19 protein-coding genes are annotated in these 20,214 nt (G+C 65.0%); 12 read left to right on the top strand and 7 right to left on the bottom strand.

Annotated elements, in window-relative coordinates:
- Positions 1 to 131: 131 nt before the first annotated feature.
- The 4 genes from ACTJKT_RS29235 to ACTJKT_RS29220 all read left to right on the top strand — a co-directional run bounded on the left by ACTJKT_RS29235 (position 132) and on the right by ACTJKT_RS29220 (position 5,292).
- The gene (locus ACTJKT_RS29235) at positions 132 to 1,490 is read left to right on the top strand and encodes an 8-oxoguanine deaminase (RefSeq protein ID WP_440789905.1); all 1,359 of its coding nucleotides are present in this window, start codon (positions 132 to 134) and stop codon (positions 1,488 to 1,490) included.
- A gap of 379 nt (positions 1,491 to 1,869) precedes the next feature.
- On the top strand, positions 1,870 to 2,952 hold the full coding sequence (locus ACTJKT_RS29230; protein WP_440789903.1) for a BMP family ABC transporter substrate-binding protein: 1,083 nt from the start codon (positions 1,870 to 1,872) through the stop codon (positions 2,950 to 2,952).
- 207 nt (positions 2,953 to 3,159) lie between these two features.
- The gene (locus tag ACTJKT_RS29225) at positions 3,160 to 4,125 is read left to right on the top strand and encodes a 2-oxoglutarate and iron-dependent oxygenase domain-containing protein (protein ID WP_440789901.1); all 966 of its coding nucleotides are present in this window, start codon (positions 3,160 to 3,162) and stop codon (positions 4,123 to 4,125) included.
- Between the two features lie 213 nt (positions 4,126 to 4,338).
- Positions 4,339 to 5,292, top strand: a complete 954-nt coding sequence (locus ACTJKT_RS29220; protein ID WP_007923280.1) for an adenosine deaminase — start codon at positions 4,339 to 4,341, stop codon at positions 5,290 to 5,292.
- Between the two features lie 116 nt (positions 5,293 to 5,408).
- On the opposite strand, the gene ACTJKT_RS29215 is transcribed toward ACTJKT_RS29220, so the two are convergent.
- Positions 5,409 to 6,785 (bottom strand): MFS transporter, encoded by a 1,377-nt coding sequence (locus ACTJKT_RS29215; protein WP_440789899.1) that lies wholly within the window; start codon positions 6,783 to 6,785, stop codon positions 5,409 to 5,411.
- A 109-nt stretch (positions 6,786 to 6,894) separates the two neighbouring features.
- Positions 6,895 to 7,824, bottom strand: a complete 930-nt coding sequence (locus ACTJKT_RS29210) for a LysR family transcriptional regulator (protein ID WP_440789897.1) — start codon at positions 7,822 to 7,824, stop codon at positions 6,895 to 6,897.
- 133 nt (positions 7,825 to 7,957) lie between these two features.
- Here ACTJKT_RS29210 and ACTJKT_RS29205 point away from each other — a divergent pair, with 133 nt between their 5' ends.
- The 3 genes from ACTJKT_RS29205 to ACTJKT_RS29195 all read left to right on the top strand — a co-directional run bounded on the left by ACTJKT_RS29205 (position 7,958) and on the right by ACTJKT_RS29195 (position 9,623).
- The gene (locus ACTJKT_RS29205) at positions 7,958 to 8,251 is read left to right on the top strand and encodes a putative quinol monooxygenase (RefSeq protein ID WP_124323431.1); all 294 of its coding nucleotides are present in this window, start codon (positions 7,958 to 7,960) and stop codon (positions 8,249 to 8,251) included.
- A 32-nt stretch (positions 8,252 to 8,283) separates the two neighbouring features.
- The gene (locus ACTJKT_RS29200; RefSeq protein ID WP_440789894.1) at positions 8,284 to 9,297 is read left to right on the top strand and encodes a zinc-binding alcohol dehydrogenase family protein; all 1,014 of its coding nucleotides are present in this window, start codon (positions 8,284 to 8,286) and stop codon (positions 9,295 to 9,297) included.
- Between the two features lie 146 nt (positions 9,298 to 9,443).
- Positions 9,444 to 9,623 carry a hypothetical protein gene (locus ACTJKT_RS29195; protein WP_025807924.1) on the top strand — a complete coding sequence of 60 codons (180 nt, stop codon included), beginning with the start codon at positions 9,444 to 9,446 and terminating at the stop codon, positions 9,621 to 9,623.
- On the opposite strand, the gene ACTJKT_RS29190 is transcribed toward ACTJKT_RS29195, so the two are convergent.
- The gene (locus ACTJKT_RS29190) at positions 9,624 to 10,820 is read right to left on the bottom strand and encodes a multidrug effflux MFS transporter (RefSeq protein WP_097305722.1); all 1,197 of its coding nucleotides are present in this window, start codon (positions 10,818 to 10,820) and stop codon (positions 9,624 to 9,626) included.
- A 95-nt stretch (positions 10,821 to 10,915) separates the two neighbouring features.
- Complete coding sequence (locus tag ACTJKT_RS29185; RefSeq protein ID WP_007923288.1) at positions 10,916 to 11,113, bottom strand: heavy-metal-associated domain-containing protein; 198 nt, start codon at positions 11,111 to 11,113, stop codon at positions 10,916 to 10,918.
- A 148-nt stretch (positions 11,114 to 11,261) separates the two neighbouring features.
- On the opposite strand from ACTJKT_RS29185, the gene ACTJKT_RS29180 reads away from it, so the two are divergent.
- The 3 genes from ACTJKT_RS29180 to cueR all read left to right on the top strand — a co-directional run bounded on the left by ACTJKT_RS29180 (position 11,262) and on the right by cueR (position 14,614).
- The gene (locus ACTJKT_RS29180; protein WP_025807926.1) at positions 11,262 to 11,645 is read left to right on the top strand and encodes a hypothetical protein; all 384 of its coding nucleotides are present in this window, start codon (positions 11,262 to 11,264) and stop codon (positions 11,643 to 11,645) included.
- Positions 11,646 to 11,813: 168 nt separating this feature from the next.
- Positions 11,814 to 14,210, top strand: coding sequence for a heavy metal translocating P-type ATPase (locus ACTJKT_RS29175; protein ID WP_440789891.1), 2,397 nt, complete (start codon positions 11,814 to 11,816; stop codon positions 14,208 to 14,210).
- Positions 14,207 to 14,614 (top strand): Cu(I)-responsive transcriptional regulator, encoded by a 408-nt coding sequence (gene cueR / locus ACTJKT_RS29170; protein WP_440789889.1) that lies wholly within the window; start codon positions 14,207 to 14,209, stop codon positions 14,612 to 14,614. Before ACTJKT_RS29175 ends, cueR begins: the two co-directional genes overlap by 4 nt.
- Positions 14,615 to 14,772: 158 nt before the next feature.
- On the opposite strand, the gene ACTJKT_RS29165 is transcribed toward cueR, so the two are convergent.
- The gene (locus ACTJKT_RS29165) at positions 14,773 to 15,669 is read right to left on the bottom strand and encodes a PA4780 family RIO1-like protein kinase (RefSeq protein ID WP_440789887.1); all 897 of its coding nucleotides are present in this window, start codon (positions 15,667 to 15,669) and stop codon (positions 14,773 to 14,775) included.
- Between the two features lie 292 nt (positions 15,670 to 15,961).
- Positions 15,962 to 17,239 (bottom strand): acetyl-CoA C-acetyltransferase, encoded by a 1,278-nt coding sequence (locus ACTJKT_RS29160; RefSeq protein ID WP_440789885.1) that lies wholly within the window; start codon positions 17,237 to 17,239, stop codon positions 15,962 to 15,964.
- A gap of 119 nt (positions 17,240 to 17,358) precedes the next feature.
- On the opposite strand from ACTJKT_RS29160, the gene ACTJKT_RS29155 reads away from it, so the two are divergent.
- Positions 17,359 to 18,711: a 3-oxoacyl-ACP reductase gene (locus ACTJKT_RS29155; RefSeq protein WP_440789883.1), complete on the top strand. Its 1,353-nt coding sequence runs from the start codon at positions 17,359 to 17,361 to the stop codon at positions 18,709 to 18,711.
- 2 nt (positions 18,712 to 18,713) lie between these two features.
- On the top strand, positions 18,714 to 19,568 hold the full coding sequence (locus tag ACTJKT_RS29150; RefSeq protein ID WP_440789881.1) for a MaoC family dehydratase: 855 nt from the start codon (positions 18,714 to 18,716) through the stop codon (positions 19,566 to 19,568).
- Between the two features lie 7 nt (positions 19,569 to 19,575).
- On the opposite strand, the gene ACTJKT_RS29145 is transcribed toward ACTJKT_RS29150, so the two are convergent.
- Positions 19,576 to 20,025 (bottom strand): DMT family transporter, encoded by a 450-nt coding sequence (locus tag ACTJKT_RS29145; RefSeq protein WP_440789879.1) that lies wholly within the window; start codon positions 20,023 to 20,025, stop codon positions 19,576 to 19,578.
- Positions 20,026 to 20,214 lie beyond the last annotated feature (189 nt).

Genomic DNA, 20,214 nt, shown 5'->3' with positions numbered 1-20,214 from the left:
TTGCCCGCGATAGACCGCGCAGCGGTCTCCCCGTAAACTGCACCCCGCGTCGATCCTGACGCCCCTGGATCAGCAGACAGGGCAACACTGAGCTGGCTAACCTGAACCCACTTTCAGAGGAGCCGGCCACCATGCCTGCGACCCGTACCTGGTTAAAAAATCCCCTCGCCATTTTCACCGGCAATGCCCTCGACGCCCGTGGCGGCCTGGTGCTGCAAGACGGCCTGATCGTCGAAGTGCTCGGCACCGGCCAGCAACCTGCCCAGCCCTGTGGACAAGTCTTCGATGCCCGCGAGCATGTGCTGCTGCCGGGACTGATCAACACCCATCACCACTTCTATCAGACCCTGACCCGCGCCTGGGCGCCGGTGGTCAACCAACCGCTGTTTCCCTGGCTGAAAACCCTGTACCCGGTCTGGGCCCGATTGACCCCGGAGAAACTCGCCCTGGCCAGTAAAGTGGCGCTGGCCGAACTGCTGCTGTCCGGCTGCACCACCGCCGCCGACCACCACTACCTGTTCCCCGAAGGCCTGGAAAACGCCATCGACGTGCAGGTGGCCAGCGTGCGCGAGCTGGGCATGCGCGCCATGCTCACCCGCGGCTCCATGAGCCTCGGCGAAGCGGATGGCGGCCTGCCGCCGCAGCAGACCGTGCAGCAGGGCGAAGTGATTCTCGCCGACAGCCAACGGCTGATCGCTGAGTATCACGAACGCGGCGCCGGCGCGCAGATCCAGATCGCCCTGGCGCCCTGCTCGCCGTTCTCGGTAACCCCAGAGATCATGGCGGCCAGCGCCGAGCTGGCGGAAAAACTCGACGTGCGCCTGCACACCCACCTGGCGGAAACCCTCGACGAGGAAGACTTCTGCCTGCAACGCTTCGGCCTGCGCACCGTGGACTACCTGGACAGCGTCGGCTGGCTCGGCCCACGGACCTGGCTGGCCCACGGCATCCATTTCAACCCGGATGAAATCGCCCGCCTCGGCGCGGCCGGGACCGGCATCTGCCATTGCCCGAGTTCCAACATGCGCCTGGCCTCGGGCATCTGCCCGACCCTGGAACTGACCGACGCCGGCGCGCCTGTCGGCCTGGGCGTGGATGGCTCGGCCTCCAACGATGCTTCCAACATGATCCTCGAAACCCGTCAGGCCCTGTACCTGCAGCGCCTACGCTACGGCGCCGAGAAGATCACCCCGGAGTTGGTGTTGGGCTGGGCCACCCAGGGCTCGGCACAACTGCTGGGGCGCAGCGATATCGGCGAACTGGCCGTGGGCAAACAGGCCGACCTGGCGCTGTTCAAGCTCGATGAGCTGCGCTTCTCCGGCAGCCATGATCCGTTGTCGGCATTGCTGCTGTGTGGCGCGGACCGGGCGGACCGGGTGATGGTCGGCGGCCAGTGGCGAGTGATCGATGGGCAAGTCGAGGGGCTGGACCTGAAGGGGTTGATTGCCGATCACAGCCAGGCGGCCCGGCAGTTGATCGCCGGCGTCTGATCGGGCGCATCGCGGGCAAGCCTCGCTCCTACAGAAGCAGCAGGTGGATGCTCGATTGCCCGCGATGCCTTTCAGCATGATGAAGGTCGCAAACCGCACGAAGCGGGGCATGCCTTCAGTTCCGTTCCTCACTGGTGCACCAGGGGTTGGCATGGAGTGGACACGGCGCACCGGGTTGGCTCTTGGGTGGCCTTGAGATTTATCGCGGGCAAGCCTCGCTCCTACAGGATTCACGCCATGCNGGAGCGAGGCTTGCCCGCGATAGCGCCCTGTCGCCACCCGCAGATCCCTTTTGTTGTCTTGTTGGTCAGCTATTTGCATTGAGCCGTTCAAGCCTTAGAGCCCAGCCTCGCCCCACAACAAAATGGAGTCCGGATTCATGCATAAACGTCCGTTGCAAAAACTGCTGTGCGCCCTCACCGCGGCCATCGGCCTGAGCGTCTCGCTGGGCGCCAGCGCCGCCGATCCGCTGAAGGTCGGCTTCGTCTATATCGGCCCGATCGGCGACCACGGCTGGACCTATCAGCATGAACAGGGGCGCCTGGCGCTGGTGGAAAAGTTCGGCGACCAAATCAAGACCAACTACGTGGAGAACGTCGCCGAAGGCGCCGACGCCGAGCGGGTGATCCGCAACATGGCCAAGGACCAGTACGACCTGATCTTCACCACCTCCTTCGGCTACATGAACCCGACCCTGAAAGTCGCCAAGCAGTTTCCCAAAACCACCTTCGAACACGCCACCGGCTACAAGCAGGACAAGAACCTCGGCACCTACCTGGCCCGCACCTATGAAGGTCGCTACGTTGGCGGCTTCCTCGCGGCGAAGATGACCAAGAGCAAGAAGGTCGGCTACATCGCCTCCTTCCCGATCCCGGAAGTGATCCGCGACATCAATGCCATCCAGCTGGCCCTGAACAAATACAACCCGGGCACCGAGATCAAGGTGGTGTGGGTCAACTCCTGGTTCGACCCGGGCAAGGAAGCCGACGCCGCCAACGCCCTGATCGACCAGGGCGCCGACGTGATCTTCCAGCACACCGACAGCCCGGCGCCGATCCAGGCCGCCGAACGCCGTGGCGTGTATGCAGTGGGTTACGCTTCGGACATGGCCCACTTCGGGCCGAAAGCGGTGCTGACCTCGATCGTCAACAACTGGGGCCCGCACTACATCCAGGCCACCCAGGGCGTGCTCGACCACAGCTGGAAATCCCAGGACTACTGGGGCGGCCTGAAGGAAGGCACGGTCCAATTGCCGATCAGCGACCTGGTGCCCGCCGAGGTCAAGCGTGAAGCCGAGCAGATCATCGCCGACATCAAGAGCGGCGCCTTCCACCCGTTCACCGGGCCGATCAAGGATCAGGCCGGCGTGGAAAAACTCGCCGCCGGGGTCAGCGCCAGCAATGCAGAACTGGCGTCGATGAACTATTACGTGGAAGGCATGAAGGCCGACATTCCGAAATGACTCGCCTGTAGCCGCTGCCGCAGGTTGCGCCAAGGTCCGAAGGACCTTTGCTCGATCTCAAGAGCACGCCCCCTCCGGGGTCGATCGCAGCCTGCGGCAGCGGCTACTTATCTGTGAATCGCCTGGCCCCGTACCTGTAGGAACGAGCTTGCTCGCGATAGACCGCAACGCGGTCGCCCGGCAACCGAACACCTTGAGAGCCCAGTCATGAACCAGCTTCCAATCATCGACATCAGCCCGCTCTACGGCGACGACGCCCAAGGCTGGAACAGCGTCGCCCAGCAGATCGACCGCGCCTGCCGCGAGTGGGGCTTCTTCTATATCAAGGGCCACCCGATCACCTCCACGCGCATCGGCCAATTGCTCGACGCCGCCCGGCAGTTCTTCGCCCAGCCGGCCGCCGAAAAACTCAGGATCGATATCACCCAGACCCGCCACCATCGCGGCTACGGCGCAATCGCCACCGAGCAGCTGGACCCGAACAAGCCCAGCGACCTCAAGGAAACCTTCGACATGGGCCTGCACCTGCCGGCCGAACATCCCGAGGTGCTCGCGGAAAAGCCGTTGCGCGGCAGCAACCGGCACCCGGATATCGCCGGCTGGCAAACCCTGATGGAGCAGCACTACCTGGACATGCAGGCCCTGGCCCAGACCCTGCTGCGGGCCATGACCCTGGCCCTGGGCATCGAGCGCGACTTTTTCGACCGCCGCTTCAAGGAGCCGGTCAGCGTCCTGCGCCTGATCCACTACCCGCCACGACACACCGCCAGCAGCGACGAGCAGCAAGGCGCCGGCGCCCACACCGACTACGGCTGCATCACCCTGCTCTACCAGGACAGCGCCGGCGGCCTGCAGGTGCGCAATGTCCAGGGCCAGTGGATAGACGCCCCGCCCATCGAAGGCACTTTCGTGGTCAACCTCGGCGACATGATGGCGCGCTGGAGCAACGACCGTTACCTGTCGACGCCGCACCGGGTGATCAGCCCGCTGGGGGTGGACCGCTACTCGATGCCGTTCTTCGCCGAACCCCATCCGGATACCCGCATCGAATGCCTGCCCGGCTGCCAGGATGCCGAGCATCCGCCGAAGTATCCGGTCACCACCTGCGCCGAATTCCTCCTGTCGCGGTTCGCCGATACCTATGCCTATCGCCGGGAACTGCAAGCGTCCTGATCGCCCGGCTGGTCAGGTTTTGCCGAATAGTCCGCGTGCGCCTGTAGAATGCCTGCCCTTATGGGCGCGATTGGAACCTGACGCGCCCGCGCAGCCCTGGAGAAACCCGGGGCCGGCGCCTGTCATCGAACCTTGCGGTTGGCTTTTCACCGCAGGATGATGGAGCGCAACACGTTCACGCAGCGCTCGACTGCACCTGATGAGATCACACCCATGTACGACTGGCTGAACGCCTTGCCCAAGGCCGAACTGCACCTGCACCTCGAAGGTTCCCTGGAGCCCGAGCTGCTGTTCGCCCTGGCCGAACGCAACAAGATCGCCCTGCCCTGGAGCGATGTGGAAACCCTGCGCAAGGCTTATGCCTTCAACAACCTGCAAGAGTTCCTCGACCTGTACTACCAGGGCGCGGACGTACTGCGCACCTCCCAGGATTTCTACGACCTGACCTGGGCCTACCTGCTGCGCTGCAAAGAGCAGAACGTCATCCACACCGAACCCTTCTTCGATCCGCAGACCCACACCGATCGCGGCATTCCTTTCGAAGTGGTGCTCAACGGCATCGCCAGCGCACTGAAGGATGGCGAGCAGCAACTGGGCATCACCAGCGGCCTGATCCTCAGCTTCCTGCGCCACCTGAGCGAAGACGAAGCGCAGAAAACCCTCGACCAGGCGCTGCCGTTCCGCGAAGCCTTTGTCGCGGTCGGCCTGGACAGTTCGGAAATGGGTCACCCGCCGAGCAAGTTCCAGCGGGTGTTCGATCGTGCCCGCAGCGAAGGTTTCCTCACCGTGGCCCACGCCGGTGAAGAAGGCCCGCCCGAGTACATCTGGGAAGCCCTCGACCTGCTGAAGATCCAGCGCATCGACCACGGCGTGCGCGCCTTCGAGGACGAGCGACTGATGCAACGCATCATCGACGAGCAGATCCCGCTGACCGTCTGCCCGCTGTCGAACACCAAGCTCTGCGTGTTCGATCACATGTCGCAGCACAACATTCTCGAGATGCTCGAGCGTGGGGTGAAGGTCACCGTGAACTCCGATGACCCGGCCTACTTCGGCGGCTACGTCACCGAGAACTTCCACGCCCTGTACACCCACCTGGGCATGACCCAGGATCAGGCCAAGCGCCTGGCGCAGAACAGCCTGGATGCGCGGCTGGTCAAGCCGTAAACCCCATCGCGGGCAACCTGCCCGCGATAACCCTGTAGCNCGCGTAGCGGGCGCCGCTCTTGAGGGCCTCGGAAGGTTCTTCGAACCTTATCGCAGCCTGCGGCAGCGGCTACAGGTCAGGCACCGACCTCGCTCAACTCTTCCAGCGTCTTGCCCCGGGTCTCCATCCCGAACAGCCAGACCACCGCCGCGGCGACCGCGAAACACAGCGCGCCCAGGGCGAACACCCCGCCCTGCCCGGTCATCGGGAACACCACGCCGGTCACCAAAGGTCCGAGCAGCGAACCGATGCGCCCCACCGCCGAGGCGAACCCGGAGCCGGTAGCCCGCGCCGAGGTGGGATACAACTCGGGTGTGTAGGTGTAGAGCACCGCCCACATGCCGAACAGGAAGAACTGCATCAACAGGCCGGAGCTGATCAACAGCGCCACGTTGCCGCCGAACACCGCGCTCTGCCCGTAGAAAAACGCCATGACCCCACCACCCAGTAGAGTGACCACGCACACCGGCTTGCGCCCCCAGAGCTCCACCAGCCAGGCGGCCATGAGGAAGCCGGGAATCCCGCCGAGGGAAATCAGCACCGTGTAGTACACCGACTGGGTCACGGCGAAACCCGACTGCTGCAACAAGGCGCTGAGCCACGACGTCAGGCCATAAAAACCCAGCAGGGCAAAGAACCAGACGCTCCAGATCATCATCGTGCGTTGGCGATAGAGCGGCGACCAGATCTCGCGCAAGGCCGAGAAGAAATGCCCCGGCACGCTTTCCACCCGCGGCAGGCGCACCGGCTCGGGCAGGTCCGCGCGCTGCAGCGAGGCGCGGACCTTATCCTCGATCCGCCGCAGCACCTGGTCGGCATCGGCGTGCCGCCCGGCCTGCTCCAGCCAGCGCGGCGACTCGGGAATGAAAAAACGGATCGCCAGCACGAACACCGCCGGGATCGCCAGGACCAGGAAGATGTCGCGCCAGCCGATCAGTGGCAGCAGGAAGTAGGAGAGCACGCCCGCCGCGACGAAGCCCAGCGGCCAGAAGCCGTCCATCAAGGCGATATAACGCCCGCGCCGCTTGGCCGGGATCATCTCCGACAGCATCGACTGGGCAATGGGAAACTCCATGCCCATGCCGATCCCCAGCAGCACCCGGAACAGGGTCAGGCTATCCACCGTCTGCGCCGTGGAGCACAGGTAACTGGCGATGCCCCAGATCAGGATGCTCCACTGGAACACCGGCTTGCGCCCGAAGCGGTCGGCGAGCATGCCCGACAGCGACGCGCCGACCACCATGCCGAAGAAACTCGAACTGGCCAGCAAGCCGGCCTGGGCTGTGCTCAGGCCGAACTCGGCTTTGATCGAGCCGAGCAGGAAGGTCATCATCGCCAGGTCCATGGAGTCGAAGAAAAACGCCAGGGCGATGATGATGAAAATGACTCGGTGATAACCGCTGATGGGCAAGCGTTCCAGACGCTCCGCCGCACTGTATCCCTGACTTGCCATGCCCCGTCCCCCCGATTGAATGGTCTGCAATCGAGTGTGCAAGATCGACGCCGCCGCTCAGTGCTGGATGCGACCTGCCCGCACCCCGCAACGACGCCGCCGGCCAGGGTCAGTGATCGGCGTGAATCGGCTTGGGGTAGTGCGCGGAAATTTCAGCGCAGCGCGCCTGCAACATGTCCCGCAGCAGCTTCACCGGTTTGCTCAGCTGCGCCCGATGGGCGCACAACAGGTTCAGCGGTGCCCGTTCGCAGCGCAGCTCCGGCATCAGCACCTTGAGCCGCCCGGTCAGCACATCGGCCGCCACGTCGAGCCAGGACTTGTAGGCGATGCCCCGCCCCGCCACGGCCCACAGGCGCACCACATCGGCGTCGTCGCTGAAACGATCGCCGCTGACCGTCAGGCCGACCTCGCGCTTGCCGTCATGGAAACTCCAGTGGTCGTGCACCCGGCTGCCGAGCATGTAGAGCAGGCAATTGTGCTGGGCCAGTTGCTCCAGCTGGCGCGGCTCGCCGTGACGGGCCAGGTACTCGGGGGCGGCCACCAGCACCCGGTGGTTCTGCGGCGCGACAGGCAGAGCTACCAGGCTGGAGTCTTCCGGTTCGGCGTAACGCAGGGCGATGTCCACCGGTTGGCGAAACAGGTCGGCAATGCGGTCGCCCAGCAACAGGCGCACCGTGAGTTTGGGATGCTCCAGCTGGAACTGGTCGAGCCAGGGCAACAACAGGTTGCGACCGAAGTCCGAAGGCGCCGACAGCTGCAGAACGCCGCTGACCTGGTCCTGCCCGCTGGCCAACAGGCGCCGCCCTTCCTCCAGGTTGCTCAGGGCGGCACGGGCGTATTCGAGAAAGCCTTCGCCCTCGGCGGTCAGGCGCAGGCTGCGGGTCGAACGCGCCAGCAGCCGGGCGCCGAGCTGCTGCTCGATGCGCTTGAGGGCGGCGCTGGCCACCGCCGCCGACAGGTCCATGACCCGCGCCGCGGCGGACAGGCTGCCGAGGTCGGCGGCGCGCACGAACAATTGCAGGTCATCGAATCGCAGCATCTGGCTCACCGGGAATTATCAAAAAAATATTGAAAGAGACTGCTGTTTTAGCCGGTTTTATCTGCCAGGGAAATGGCCAATGATCTGCGCACTCTCATAGCTGTTCGTCATAACCGCCCTGAAGGACACCGCCATGTCGCAAGCCTTTACCGCCATTGCCACCCTTGTCGCGAAGAGCGGCCAGCAGGCCCTGCTCAAACGCGAACTCACCGCCCTGGTGCAACCGAGCCGTGAAGAAACTGGCTGCCAGTACTACAACCTGCACCAGGATGCCGAAGACCCAGGCACCTTTTATGTGCTGGAGCGCTGGGACGATGAGGCAGCCCTGGAGTTTCACAACGCCACGGCGCACTTCCAGCATTTTCTCAGCCAGACCCGCGAAGCAATCGAGCATTTCGAAATCAAGCGCCTGCTGCTGATCCCCTGACCCAACCTGCAAATTCATCAGGAAAACTCACCATGAAAGCCATCGCCTACTACGCCTCCCTGCCGATCGACGATCCCCTGTCCCTGCAAGACATCGAACTGCCGGAACCGGTCGCCGGCCCACGCGACCTGCTGGTGGAAGTCAAAGCCATCTCGGTCAACCCGGTGGACACCAAGGTCCGCCAGAACGTCCAGCCTGAAGGCGGCGCCGCCAAGGTGCTGGGCTGGGACGTGGCCGGGGTGGTCAAGGCGGTGGGCAGCGAAGTCAGCCTGTTCAAGGCCGGTGACAAGGTGTTCTACGCCGGCTCGATCGCCCGCGCCGGCGGCAACAGCGAACTGCATGTGGTGGACGAACGCATCGTCGGCCATATGCCCAAGAGCCTGGGCTTCGCCGAAGCCGCCGCCCTGCCGCTGACCGCGATCACTGCCTGGGAACTGCTGTTCGAGCGCTTGCAGATCGCCGAAGGCCAGGCCGATCGACAACAGAGCCTGTTGATCGTCGGCGCGGCCGGCGGCGTCGGTTCGATTCTCACCCAACTGGCCAGCCAGCTCACCGGCCTCAAGGTCATAGGCACTGCCTCGCGCGCTGAAACCCAGGGCTGGGTGCGGGAGCTGGGCGCCGACCTGGTGATCGACCACAGCCAGCCCCTGAGCCAGGAACTGAAGAAGGCCGGCCAGGCCAGCGTCACCCATGTCGCCAGCCTGACCCAGACCGACGCGCACCTGGACGAGTTGGTCGAGGCCCTCGCGCCCCAGGGGCGGCTGGCGCTGATCGACGATCCGAAAACCCTCGACGTGACCAAGCTCAAGCGCAAGAGCCTGTCGCTGCACTGGGAGTTCATGTACACCCGCTCGCTGTTCGAGACCGCGGACATGCAAGAGCAGCACAAGCTGCTCAATCGCGTCGCCGAGCTGATCGACGCCGGCACCTTGAAGACCACCCTCGGCGAGCACTTCGGCACCATCAACGCGGCCAACCTGCGGCGCGCTCACGCCTTGCTGGAAAGCGGCAAGGCCAGGGGCAAGATCGTGCTGGAAGGGTTCTGAGGCAGGGATCGGACGGCGTCCTGCCGGCTCCGGAAAGGGGCAGGATGCCGTCAGTCCGACAGTTGATCCTTGTCATACTTGTGACCGTATTCGGGTCTACACTGGGGGCCTTTGCAGTGCAAATCTTTTACCCGAGGAGGTCAGCAATGAAGATCCTGATAAAAGAATTGGCAAAATCCCAAGGCACCCAATGGCAGGTTCAACTCGACCAGCATGCGGTGACCTTCCGCAGCGAGGCCGAAGCCCGAGCCTTCGCCAATACGCTGGAAACGCGTTTGCACGCCCCCCATCGATTTCCCGAAAGCCAACAGCGCGCCGCCAGCTGATTACAGCTGAGCGGCTTGCAGCGCCCTGGCGTTCTGCAATTTCCGGGTGACCATCGCCAGCGTCACCACCAGAATCCCACACAGGCTGATGACCGTCGCCATCGGCACGGCGCTGCCATCGTGCAGCACGCCCACCAGCGCCGCGGCGCCGGCCGCCACGCTGAACTGCAGGCAGCCGAGCATCGCCGAGGCACTGCCGGCCCGCGCGCCCTGACCGTTCATGGCGCAGGCCGAGGCATTGGGAATGATGCAGCCCAGGCTGGCGATGCAGATGAACAGCGGCACCAGCAGCGGCCAGAGTTGTTCCGGGCGCAATGAGCTGACAGCAAGCAGCGCCAGGCCACCCAACAGGTAGATCCACACCGTGCGCGCCAGCAGGAACGCCGGACCGCGCTTGGCCAGCAACCGCGCGTTGATCTGCGCCACCAGGATGAAGCCGCCGGCATTGATCCCGAAGAACCAGCCGAAGTGCTCGGCCGGCACGCCGTAGAGTTTGATGAAGACGAAAGGCGAACCGGCGATGTAGGCGAACATCCCAGCGATGGCAATGCCCCCGGTCAAGGCATGGCCAAGAAACACCCGGTCGGCCAGCAACCGACCGTACTGGCGCAAGGCCCCGGACAACGGCTGGCGCGGCACCTGGGCCGGCAGGCTTTCCGGCAAGCCCAGCGCCACCGCCAGGCCGGCCAGGGCGCTGAACAGGGTCAGCATGATGAAGATCGACTGCCAGCCGTAGAGATTCACCAGCAGGCCGCCGAGCATCGGCGCCAGGATCGGCGCCAGGCCCATGACCAGCATCAGCTGGGAAAACACCTTGGCCGAACCCACCGCATCGCACTTGTCGCTGACCACCGCCCGGGAAATCACCATGCCCGCGCAACCGCCCAGCGCCTGGACGAAGCGCGCACCGATCAGCCATTCCAGGTTCGGCGCGTAGGCACAGGCCAGGGACGCCAGGGTGAACAGCCCCACCCCGACCAGCAACGGGATGCGCCGGCCAAAGCGGTCGGCCACAGGGCCGTAGGCCAGCTGGCCGATGGACAGGCCGAGGAAGTAGGCCGCCAGGGTCAGCTGGACATGTTTTTCATCGGTGCCAAAGGCCAGCGCCATCGCCGGGAACGCCGGCAGATAGAAGTCGATGGCCAGAGGACCGAAGGCGCTCAGGGCGCCGAGAATCAGGATTGTGCGAAGGTTCATCAGGCATCCAGGTGCGGGTCGGTCGGCAGCCCGACAGTTTATCCGCGCTTGGAGGCCTTGAACATTCCGATAGGTCGCTAACTATTAAAAATCCGTCAGGCCAGCTTGACCGCATAACCTTCTTCGCTGATCAGGCTGATCACCTCGTCGGCGGACAAGCGGCTCTCCACCCCCACTTCCCTGGCCCCGAGATCGACCTTTACGCTGGCCGCCGGATCCTTGCTCTGCACCGCCTGAGTGATGGCCCGGACACAATGACCGCAGGACATTCCTTCGACATTGAACACTTGCATGACGCTTCTCCTGTTGTGAGGGTTGTCGCCAGTCTTGGCCTTGCCACCATGGCAAGGTCAAGTTCCGGATACATCTGCCGGGCTGGCAATAGTCCACGCGCTCGGCCAAGCTTCACCCTCTAATGACACGACACTAGGAGATTCAGCCATGCGCTGGTCGGTTATCAGCCTGTTCAGCCTCCTCGGCCTGATCGCGGCCACCCCTTCGGTCAACGCCGCCGGCGAGGACTACGGCGTCCTGATCATTTCCCGGGAACGGCTGGAAGTTGCCACGTCCTGCGAAATCGGCCTGTACATCCAGGACCAGCTGGCGGGCCGGCTGTTCCAGGAACAAGCCACGTCCTTCAATCTGCCGCCGGGCAAAGTCTCGCTGCGCCTGAAATTGCTGCCGGGGCAGATGCCGGGCTGCAACCCGGGCATGCTCGCGCCCGGCTCCCAGGACATCAGCCTCAAGGCCGGCGACGTACTGAAGTTCCGCATTGCCATGAGCCCGTCGGGCCTGCACCTCCAGCGCACCGGCCTGGGATATTGAGGCGCCGGGTCGTCGCCTGTGCCCTTTCCCTCCCCGGAACCGGCACGGACGACGATCCGGGCTTCGCCCACCCCCGAGACAGATTGAAGCACCCCGCACCATGGCGCTTGACCTTGCCAGCATGGCAAGGTTGATCCTGTAGACAACCGTTTACAGGGAGTGTCAGTGATGTCCGAATCAACCACTTTTGACCTGCCGATTGCTGGCATGACCTGCGCCAGCTGCGCCGGGCGCGTGGAACGCGCTTTGAGCAAGGTCGCGGGCGCCATGGCCGTCAGCGTCAACCTCGCCACCGAACAGGCCCGCGTCCAGGCGCCCAGCGACAGCCTGCCAGCGCTGATGGCCGCCGTGCAGGATGCCGGCTACAGCGTGCCGGCCCATAGCCTGGAACTGAATATCGGCGGCATGACCTGCGCCTCCTGCGTCGGCCGCGTGGAACGGGCGCTGAGCAAGGTGGCCGGAGTCACCCGGGTCAGCGTCAACCTGGCCAACGAACGCGCGCACGTCGATCTGCTGGGGCATGTCGATAGCGCCAGCCTGATCGCCGCCGTCGACAAGGCCGGCTACTCCGCCACCCTGTGGCAGGCCGAACACCCCGAACGCGACGATCAGGAACAACGCCTGCGGCGCGAACGCTGGTCCCTGGTGCTGGCGATCCTGTTGGCCCTGCCGCTGGTACTGCCCATGGTGGTACAACCCTTTGGCCTGCACTGGATGCTGCCGGCCTGGGCGCAGTTCGTCCTGGCCACGCCGGTGCAATTCATCTTCGGCGCGCGTTTTTATGTCGCCGCCTGGAAAGCCGTGCGTGCCGGCGCCGGCAACATGGACCTGCTGGTGGCCCTGGGCACCAGCGCCGGTTACGGCTTGAGCCTGTATCAGTGGGCCGTCACCCCCGCCGGCAGCATGCCGCATCTGTATTTCGAGGCATCGGCCGTGGTGATCGCCCTGGTGCTGCTGGGCAAGTACCTGGAAAGCCGCGCCAAGCGCCAGACCGCCAGCGCCATCCGCGCCCTCGAAGCCTTGCGCCCGGAGCGGGCGATCCTGGTCGTCGATGGCCGTGAGCGGGACGTGGCGATCAGCGCCCTGCGCCTGAATGACCTGGTGCTGGTCAAGCCCGGCGAGCGCTTCCCGGTGGACGGCGAGGTGGTCGAGGGGCAGAGCCATGCCGACGAAGCCCTGATCAGCGGCGAAAGCCTGCCGGTGCCAAAACAACCTGGCGATAAAGTCACCGGCGGCGCCATCAATGGCGAAGGCCGGCTGCTGGTGAAAACCCTGGCCCTCGGCGCGGAAACCGTGCTGGCGCGCATCATCCGCCTGGTGGAGGACGCCCAGGCCGGCAAGGCACCGATCCAGAAACTGGTGGACAGAGTCAGCCAAGTGTTCGTGCCGGCGGTACTGGTGCTGGCCCTGGCGACGCTGATCGGCTGGTGGCTGTACGGCGCGCCGCTGGAAACCGCGCTGATCAATGCGGTCGCGGTACTGGTTATCGCCTGCCCCTGTGCGCTGGGGCTGGCCACGCCGACCGCGATCATGGCCGGCACCGGCGTCGCCGCCCGCCACGGGATACTGATCAAGGACGCCGAAGCCCTGGAGCGCGCCCATGAAGTCAGCGCGGTGGTGTTCGACAAGACCGGCACCCTGACCTCCGGCACGCCGCGCATCGCTCATCTGGATGCGGTCGATGGCGACGAAGACCGCCTGCTGCAACTGGCCGGCGCCCTGCAACGCGGCAGCGAACACCCGCTGGCCAAGGCCGTTCTCGACCTGTGCGCCGAACGCCAGCTGGCGGTGGCCGACGTCAGTGCCAGCCAGTCCCTGACCGGCCGCGGCATCGCCGGCACCCTGGACGGCCGCCAACTGGCCCTGGGCAACCGCCGCCTGCTGGAAGAAAGCGGCCTGCAGGCCAGCGACCTGGCGGCCTCGGCCCAAGCCTGGGAAGCCGAAGGCCGCACCCTGTCCTGGCTGATCGAACAACAGCCGCACCCCCGTGTACTGGGCCTGTTCGCCTTTGGCGACACCCTCAAGCCCGGCGCCCTGCAAGCGGTGCAACAACTGGGCGCGCGCCACATCGGCAGCCACCTGCTGACCGGCGACAACCGCGGCAGCGCCAAGGTGGTCGCCGAGGCCCTGGGCATCACCAACGTGCACGCCGAAGTGCTGCCGGCCGACAAGGCCGCCACGGTCGCCGAACTGAAAAAGACCGGCGTGGTGGCGATGGTCGGTGACGGCATCAACGACGCCCCGGCCCTGGCCGCTGCCGATATCGGCATCGCCATGGGCGGCGGTACCGATGTGGCAATGCACGCGGCGGGGATCACCCTGATGCGCGGCGACCCGCGTCTGGTGCCGGCGGCCCTGGAGATCAGCCGCAAGACCTATGCGAAAATCCGCCAGAACCTGTTCTGGGCCTTCGTCTACAACCTGATCGGCATTCCGCTGGCGGCGTTCGGCCTGCTCAACCCGGTGCTGGCCGGCGCAGCGATGGCACTGTCCAGCGTCAGCGTGGTGAGCAATGCGCTACTGTTGAAAACCTGGAAACCCAATGACCCGGAGGACGCCCGATGAACATCGGCCAAGCAGCCCGCAAGAGCGGCCTGAGCGCCAAGATGATCCGCTACTACGAGTCCATCGGCCTGCTCAGGCCGGCCCATCGCAGCGACAGCGGCTACCGCCTGTACGGTGACGACGACCTGCACAGCCTGGCCTTTATCAAGCGCTCGCGGGACCTGGGTTTTTCCCTGGAGGAAGTGGGCAAGCTGCTGACCCTGTGGCAAGACCGCCAGCGCGCCAGCGCCGATGTCAAAGCCCTGGCCCGCCAGCATATCGACGAGCTCAACCGGAAAATCGCCGAGCTGGCCGGGCTGCGCGACACCCTGCAGGACCTGGTGCAGCACTGCAACGGCGACCACCGCCCGGATTGCCCGATTCTCAAGGACCTTGCTTCGGGCGGGTGCTGCGTGCACCCATAACCTGTAGCCGCTGCCGCAGGCTGCGATAAGGCTCGAAGAGCCTTCCAGCAATCTCGAAGAGCACGTCCTCTTCGAGGCCGATCGCAGCCTACGGCAGCGGCTACGTGATTCACGGGCACAAAAAATCCGGCTTTGGCCGGATTTTTTGTGCCCGTGAATCACTGCATCCAGGGTGGAGGCGGTGGCTCCTCGGACTTGCTCGGTGGCGCGTCGTCGGCCATGCGCATGGCCTGGCGCCGCTCCTCGTCCAGGCGCGCCGCCTCGATTTCCCGCAGAACCCCGCCGACATCCGCCAGTTCTTCCGGATCGTCGAACTCGCCGGTCAGGACGCTGGCCGGGTGCAGGGTGCCGGCTTCGTACAGCGCCCACATCTCCTTGGCGTAACGGGTGCGCTTGAGCTCCGGGGCAAAGCGCCCGAAGTAGGACGCCATGTTGCCCACATCCCGCTCCAGCATGCTGAAGGCGTGGTTATTGCCCGCCGCATCCACCGCCTGGGGCAGGTCGATGATCACCGGACCCTCGGGGGTCAGCAGCACGTTGAACTCGGACAGGTCACCGTGCACCAGGCCGGTACACAGCATCAGCACGATCTGGGAAATCAGGAAGGCGTGATATTCGCGGGCCTGGTCCGGCTCCAGCACCACGTCGTTCAGGCGCGGCGCGGCATCACCGTATTCATCCGCCACCAACTCCATCAGCAGCACGCCTTCGAGGAAGTCGAACGGCTTGGGCACCCGCACGCCGGCGTTGGCCAGGCGGAACAGCGCCGCCACTTCGGCGTTCTGCCAGGCGTCTTCGGCCTCCTTGCGGCCGAACTTGGACCCCTTGGCCATCGCACGAGCCTGACGGCTGTTGCGCACCTTGCGGCCTTCCTGATACTCGGCCGCCTGACGAAAACTTCGTTTGTTCGCCTCCTTGTAAACCTTGGCGCAACGTAATTCGTTGCCGCAGCGCACCACATAAACAGCTGCTTCTTTACCACTCATGAGTGGGCGCAGCACCTCGTCGACCAGACCGTCCTCGATCAGGGGTTCAATGCGTTTTGGAGTCTTCATCAGCTTTTATCAGGGGTCCTTTATTACCAAACACGCGAATGTCACTCGTTATACGGCAATCCTCGCACCACGGGGAGAGGTTACCGACCTACGACAGTGCGGATGCACTCAATGTGCCAGGTCAACCCGTCATATCGACACACTCGACCGACCAGGATCATAGCCGAGTGCTCGGCGGCTGCCCGCTGCCAAAGGACAGGTTACATCTGACAGAAGCTGACGAGCGCTTCGCGCTCGATCGCGAGCAAGCTCGCTCCTACAGGGGGCCGCCACCGCGGAAACACCTGGGCCCTCAGCGCTCGACAATCGCCGTCACACCCTGGCCACCGGCGGCGCAGATCGAAATCAGGCCACGTCCCTTCCCTGCCACCTCCAGCAGCTTCGCTAGGTTGGCGACAATGCGCCCGCCGGTGGCGGCGAACGGATGCCCGGCCGCCAGCGAACTGCCTTTGACATTCAGCCGGCTGCGGTCGATGGAGCCCAAGGGTGTGTCCAGCCCCAGGCGGGTCTTGCAGTAATCCCCATCCTCCCAGGCCTTGAGTGTGCACAGCACCTGCGCGGCGAAAGCCTCATGGATTTCGTAGTAGTCGAAGTCCTGCAGCGTCAGGCCGTTGCGCGCCAGCAAGCGCGGTACCGCGTAGACCGGGGCCATCAGCAGCCCTTCCGCGCCATGGACGAAATCCACCGCCGCCGCTTCGCCGTCGCGCAGATAGGCGAGGATCGGCAAGCCACGTTCCTTCGCCCATTCCTCGCTGCCCAGCAGCACCAGGGACGCGCCATCGGTCAGCGGCGTGGAGTTGCCCGCGGTCAGGGTGCCTTTGTCGCTGCGTTCGAACACCGGCTGCAATGACGCCAGTTTTTCCAGGGTCAGGTCCGGGCGCAGATTGTTGTCGCGGGTCAGGCCGAGAAAGGGAGTCATCAGATCGTCGTGCCAACCCTCAACATAGGCGGCGGCCATTTTCTGATGGCTCTCCAGCGCCAGCTGATCCTGCTCGTCGCGGGGAATGTTCCAGGTCTGTACCATCAGCTCGCAGTGCTGGCCCATGGACAAGCCGGTACGCGGCTCGCCATTGCGCGGCAGTTCCGGCTTGAGGTGCCGGGGGCGCAGTTGCAGGAAGGTCTTGAGCTTGTCGCCCAAGGTCTTGCCGCGGTTGGCCTGCAGCAGAATCTTGCGCAGCCCTTCGTTGACCCCGATCGGCGCGTCCGAGGTGGTATCGACGCCGCCGGCGATGCCGCAGTCGATCTGCCCCAGGGCGATCTTGTTGGCCACCAGCAACGCCGCTTCCAGGCCGGTGCCGCAGGCTTGCTGGATATCGTAGGCCGGGGTGGTCGGCGACAGCCGCGAGCCGAGCACGCATTCGCGGGTCAGGTTGAAATCCCGGGAATGCTTGAGCACCGCGCCAGCGGCCACCTCGCCCAGGCGCAGGCCGTGCAGGCAGTAGCGTTCGATCAGGCCTTCCAGGGCCGCGGTCAGCATGGCCTGGTTGCTCGCGGTGGCGTAAGGCCCGTTGGAACGGGCAAAGGGGATGCGGTTGCCGCCAATAATCGCAACACGACGCAGCTGAGTCATGGAAAGCTCCCTATTCTGTGAGTGGCACAACCGACAAGCGTAGGTTGTATCTCAAGGATCGAACGACCAAAGGCCCCTCGTGGTCCACACTTTGAACCACAGTTCCTGGAGCGTGTTCCATGTCAGATCGTTACATCGACTTCGCCAACTCGTCCATCGGCCACCGCCTGGTCGGGGCCCTTGGTCTGCCGTCGCCGGTACGTCTGGAGCGCTGGCAGGCCGGCCGCATGCGCCCGGTCGAGGGGGCGCTGCTGATCGGCGGCGGCCCGCTGGCCCAGCAGGTCGGCGCCATCGCCCCGCGGCTGACCGAGAGCATCTACAGCTACGGCACCGATCCGACCCTCGCCACCGCCTGGATTCCCGGCCACGGCCCCAGGCTCAAGGCCATGGTGTTCGACGCCAGCGACCTCCTGCAGATCGAGCAGCTCAAGCAGTTGCGCGAATTTTTCCAGCCGCTGATGAAAAACCTCGAGCCCAGCGCACACCTGGTGATTCTCGGCCGCGCCCCGGAAACCCTCGGCGATCCGTTCGCCGCCAGTGCCCAGCGCGCCCTGGAGGGCTTCAGCCGTTCCCTGGCCAAGGAGCTGCGCGGCGGCGCCACCCTGCAATTGCTGTATGTCGGTGAGGGTGCCGAAAGCCAACTGGAAGGCGCGCTGCGCTTCTTCCTCTCGCCGAAAAGCGCTTACATCTCAGGCCAGGCGATCCGCCTGAACCCCTGCGCTACCCAGGTCCAGGACTGGACCCGGCCCCTGGCCGGCGCGCGAGCCCTGGTCACCGGCGCGGCGCGCGGCATCGGCGCCTCGATCGCCGAGACCCTGGCCCGGGATGGTGCCCAGGTGGTGCTGCTGGACGTGCCCGCCGCCAAGACCGACCTCGAAGCCCTGGCCGCACGCCTGGGCGGCCACGCGATCACCCTGGATATCTGCGCCGAAGACGCCGCGCCGCGACTGGTGGAACAGTTGCCGGAGGGCATCGATATCCTGGTGCACAACGCCGGGATCACCCGCGACAAGACCCTGGCCAACATGACTCCGGAATTCTGGGACGCGGTGCTGGCAGTCAACCTCAACGCCCCGCAGGTGCTGACCAGGGCGCTGCTGGACAGCGGCACCCTGCACGACAACGGCCGGGTGATCCTGCTGGCGTCCATCAGCGGCATCGCCGGCAATCGCGGGCAGACCAACTATGCGGCGAGCAAGGCCGGGCTGATCGGCCTGGCCCAGTCCTGGGCACCGCTGTTGCAGGAGCGCGGCATCAGCATCAACGCCGTGGCCCCGGGCTTTATCGAAACCCAGATGACCGCGCGCATTCCGTTCGCCCTGCGCGAAGCCGGGCGGCGCATGAGTTCGCTGGGGCAAGGCGGCCTGCCGCAGGACGTCGCCGAAGCCGTGGCCTGGCTCGGCCAACCGGGCAGCGGCGCGGTCACCGGGCAAGCGCTGCGAATCTGTGGGCAAAGCGTATTGGGAGCTTGAACATGAGCCTGCAATGGCATGAGCTGGATACCCCGCCGAACCTGCCCGAGCTGTACTGGAAGGCCGCGACCCGCCGCAAAATCACCGGTACCGAGCTGCCTGATCATGGCCTGCGCCGCCAGGTGAGCGTGCAGCCGGCGAAACTTGCGGCCTATCGCCAGGTCTGCGGTTTTGCCGAGAACGGCCTGCTGCCGCCGACCTATCCCCATGTGCTGGCATTCGCCCTGCAGATGCAGTTACTGACCGCCAAGGACTTCCCCTTCCCGCTGCTGGGGTTGATCCATCTGGCCAACCGCATTCGTATCCTGCGGCCCATGGGCGGGGTCGGCGACCTGAGGGTCGGGGTGCGTGTGGACAACTTGCAGCCCCATGCCAAAGGCGCGGTGTTCGATCTGTTGACCAGCGTCGACGATGCCCTCGGGCCTCTGTGGGAAGCACAAAGCCGGATGCTCTGTCGGGGCGTGAAACTATCGGGCGAAGCCCCGGAGGAAGAGCCCCAGGGCGAGGCCAGCCTCAGCGAGCTGACGCGCTGGCAAGCTCCCGCCGATATCGGCCGGCGTTACGCCCGGGTGTCCGGCGACTACAACCCGATTCACCTGAGCGCGGTGAGCGCCAGAATGTTCGGCTTCCCCCGGGCCATCGCCCACGGTCTGTGGAACAAGGCGCGAACCCTGGCGGCATTGAGCGAACATTTGCCGGCGGCCAATATCGAGATTGCCGTGGACTTCAGAAAACCGGTGCGCCTGCCCAGCGAGGTGTGCCTGCTGGCAAGCGCCGCGGGTTCGAGCGGTGACCTGCGCCTGACCGGCGCGGGCGACCTGGAGCATATGAGCGGGCATTGGCAGCCGCTGGCCTGAGCCGGCCTCAACCGCGACGAATCAGGAACACCCCCGCCAGGATCAGCACCAGCCCGGCAATCTTGCCGAGGCTGATGGGTGCCTCGCGAAAACCGGCCCAGCCGAAATGGTCCAGCGCCAGGGCCATGCCCAACTGCCCGGCGAGCACCAGGGCCATGAATAGCATGGCGCCGATCCGCGGCCCGGCGAAGGCCGCGGTGGCAATGAAAAACGCCCCCAGCAGACCGCCGCACCAGTGCCACCAGGTCAGGCTTTTCAAGGCACTCAGGCCAGGCACTTCGCGCTGGGCCACGGCCAGGATCAGCAAGGCCAGGGTACCGACAAAAAACGAGATCAGCGCCGCCGCCAGCACGCTGGAAACCTGCTTGGCCAATTGGCCGTTGATTCCCGCTTGCAGGGGTAGGAAAGCACCGGCAATCACCGGCAGGCAAAGCAGCCACCAGACAGGGGCAGGCATAAAGTTTCTCCAAAGAAAATCCAGGCCGGGGATTATAAGGCAAGTTGACGCCAAATCCGTGGCGGGGCCGCCAGACAATTAATTGTATGTATATAACTTTCGTTAAAGCGCTCTTAGACCTCGCAAACAAAAAACACAAGACACTGATTAGTAAAGATTTACTAAAAACATTTCCACCCATCACTCCTT

Origin of the sequence: Pseudomonas sp. 22526, from assembly GCF_052044735.1 — a bacterium.
GTDB classification, from domain to species: domain Bacteria; phylum Pseudomonadota; class Gammaproteobacteria; order Pseudomonadales; family Pseudomonadaceae; genus Aquipseudomonas; species Aquipseudomonas piscium.
The sequence above is the reverse complement of the archived record's forward strand: the minus strand, read 5'-3'. Positions and strand labels throughout refer to the sequence as shown.

Excerpts from the sequence above, each read along its gene's own strand:
- ACTJKT_RS29145 (WP_440789879.1), bottom strand. The coding sequence starts at position 20,025 with ATGCCTGCCCCTGTCTGGTGGCTGCTTTGCCTGCCGGTGATTGCCGGT.
- ACTJKT_RS29200 (WP_440789894.1), top strand. The coding sequence starts at position 8,284 with ATGAAAGCCATCGCCTACTACGCCTCCCTGCCGATCGACGATCCCCTG.
- ACTJKT_RS29195 (WP_025807924.1), top strand. The coding sequence starts at position 9,444 with ATGAAGATCCTGATAAAAGAATTGGCAAAATCCCAAGGCACCCAATGG.
- ACTJKT_RS29230 (WP_440789903.1), top strand. The coding sequence starts at position 1,870 with ATGCATAAACGTCCGTTGCAAAAACTGCTGTGCGCCCTCACCGCGGCC.
- ACTJKT_RS29205 (WP_124323431.1), top strand. The coding sequence starts at position 7,958 with ATGTCGCAAGCCTTTACCGCCATTGCCACCCTTGTCGCGAAGAGCGGC.
- cueR (WP_440789889.1), top strand. The coding sequence starts at position 14,207 with ATGAACATCGGCCAAGCAGCCCGCAAGAGCGGCCTGAGCGCCAAGATG.
- ACTJKT_RS29175 (WP_440789891.1), top strand. The coding sequence starts at position 11,814 with ATGTCCGAATCAACCACTTTTGACCTGCCGATTGCTGGCATGACCTGC.
- ACTJKT_RS29180 (WP_025807926.1), top strand. The coding sequence starts at position 11,262 with ATGCGCTGGTCGGTTATCAGCCTGTTCAGCCTCCTCGGCCTGATCGCG.
- ACTJKT_RS29225 (WP_440789901.1), top strand. The coding sequence starts at position 3,160 with ATGAACCAGCTTCCAATCATCGACATCAGCCCGCTCTACGGCGACGAC.
- ACTJKT_RS29155 (WP_440789883.1), top strand. The coding sequence starts at position 17,359 with ATGTCAGATCGTTACATCGACTTCGCCAACTCGTCCATCGGCCACCGC.
- ACTJKT_RS29210 (WP_440789897.1), bottom strand. The coding sequence starts at position 7,824 with ATGCTGCGATTCGATGACCTGCAATTGTTCGTGCGCGCCGCCGACCTC.
- ACTJKT_RS29185 (WP_007923288.1), bottom strand. The coding sequence starts at position 11,113 with ATGCAAGTGTTCAATGTCGAAGGAATGTCCTGCGGTCATTGTGTCCGG.
- ACTJKT_RS29150 (WP_440789881.1), top strand. The coding sequence starts at position 18,714 with ATGAGCCTGCAATGGCATGAGCTGGATACCCCGCCGAACCTGCCCGAG.
- ACTJKT_RS29220 (WP_007923280.1), top strand. The coding sequence starts at position 4,339 with ATGTACGACTGGCTGAACGCCTTGCCCAAGGCCGAACTGCACCTGCAC.
- ACTJKT_RS29235 (WP_440789905.1), top strand. The coding sequence starts at position 132 with ATGCCTGCGACCCGTACCTGGTTAAAAAATCCCCTCGCCATTTTCACC.
- ACTJKT_RS29160 (WP_440789885.1), bottom strand. The coding sequence starts at position 17,239 with ATGACTCAGCTGCGTCGTGTTGCGATTATTGGCGGCAACCGCATCCCC.
- ACTJKT_RS29215 (WP_440789899.1), bottom strand. The coding sequence starts at position 6,785 with ATGGCAAGTCAGGGATACAGTGCGGCGGAGCGTCTGGAACGCTTGCCC.
- ACTJKT_RS29190 (WP_097305722.1), bottom strand. The coding sequence starts at position 10,820 with ATGAACCTTCGCACAATCCTGATTCTCGGCGCCCTGAGCGCCTTCGGT.
- ACTJKT_RS29165 (WP_440789887.1), bottom strand. The coding sequence starts at position 15,669 with ATGAAGACTCCAAAACGCATTGAACCCCTGATCGAGGACGGTCTGGTC.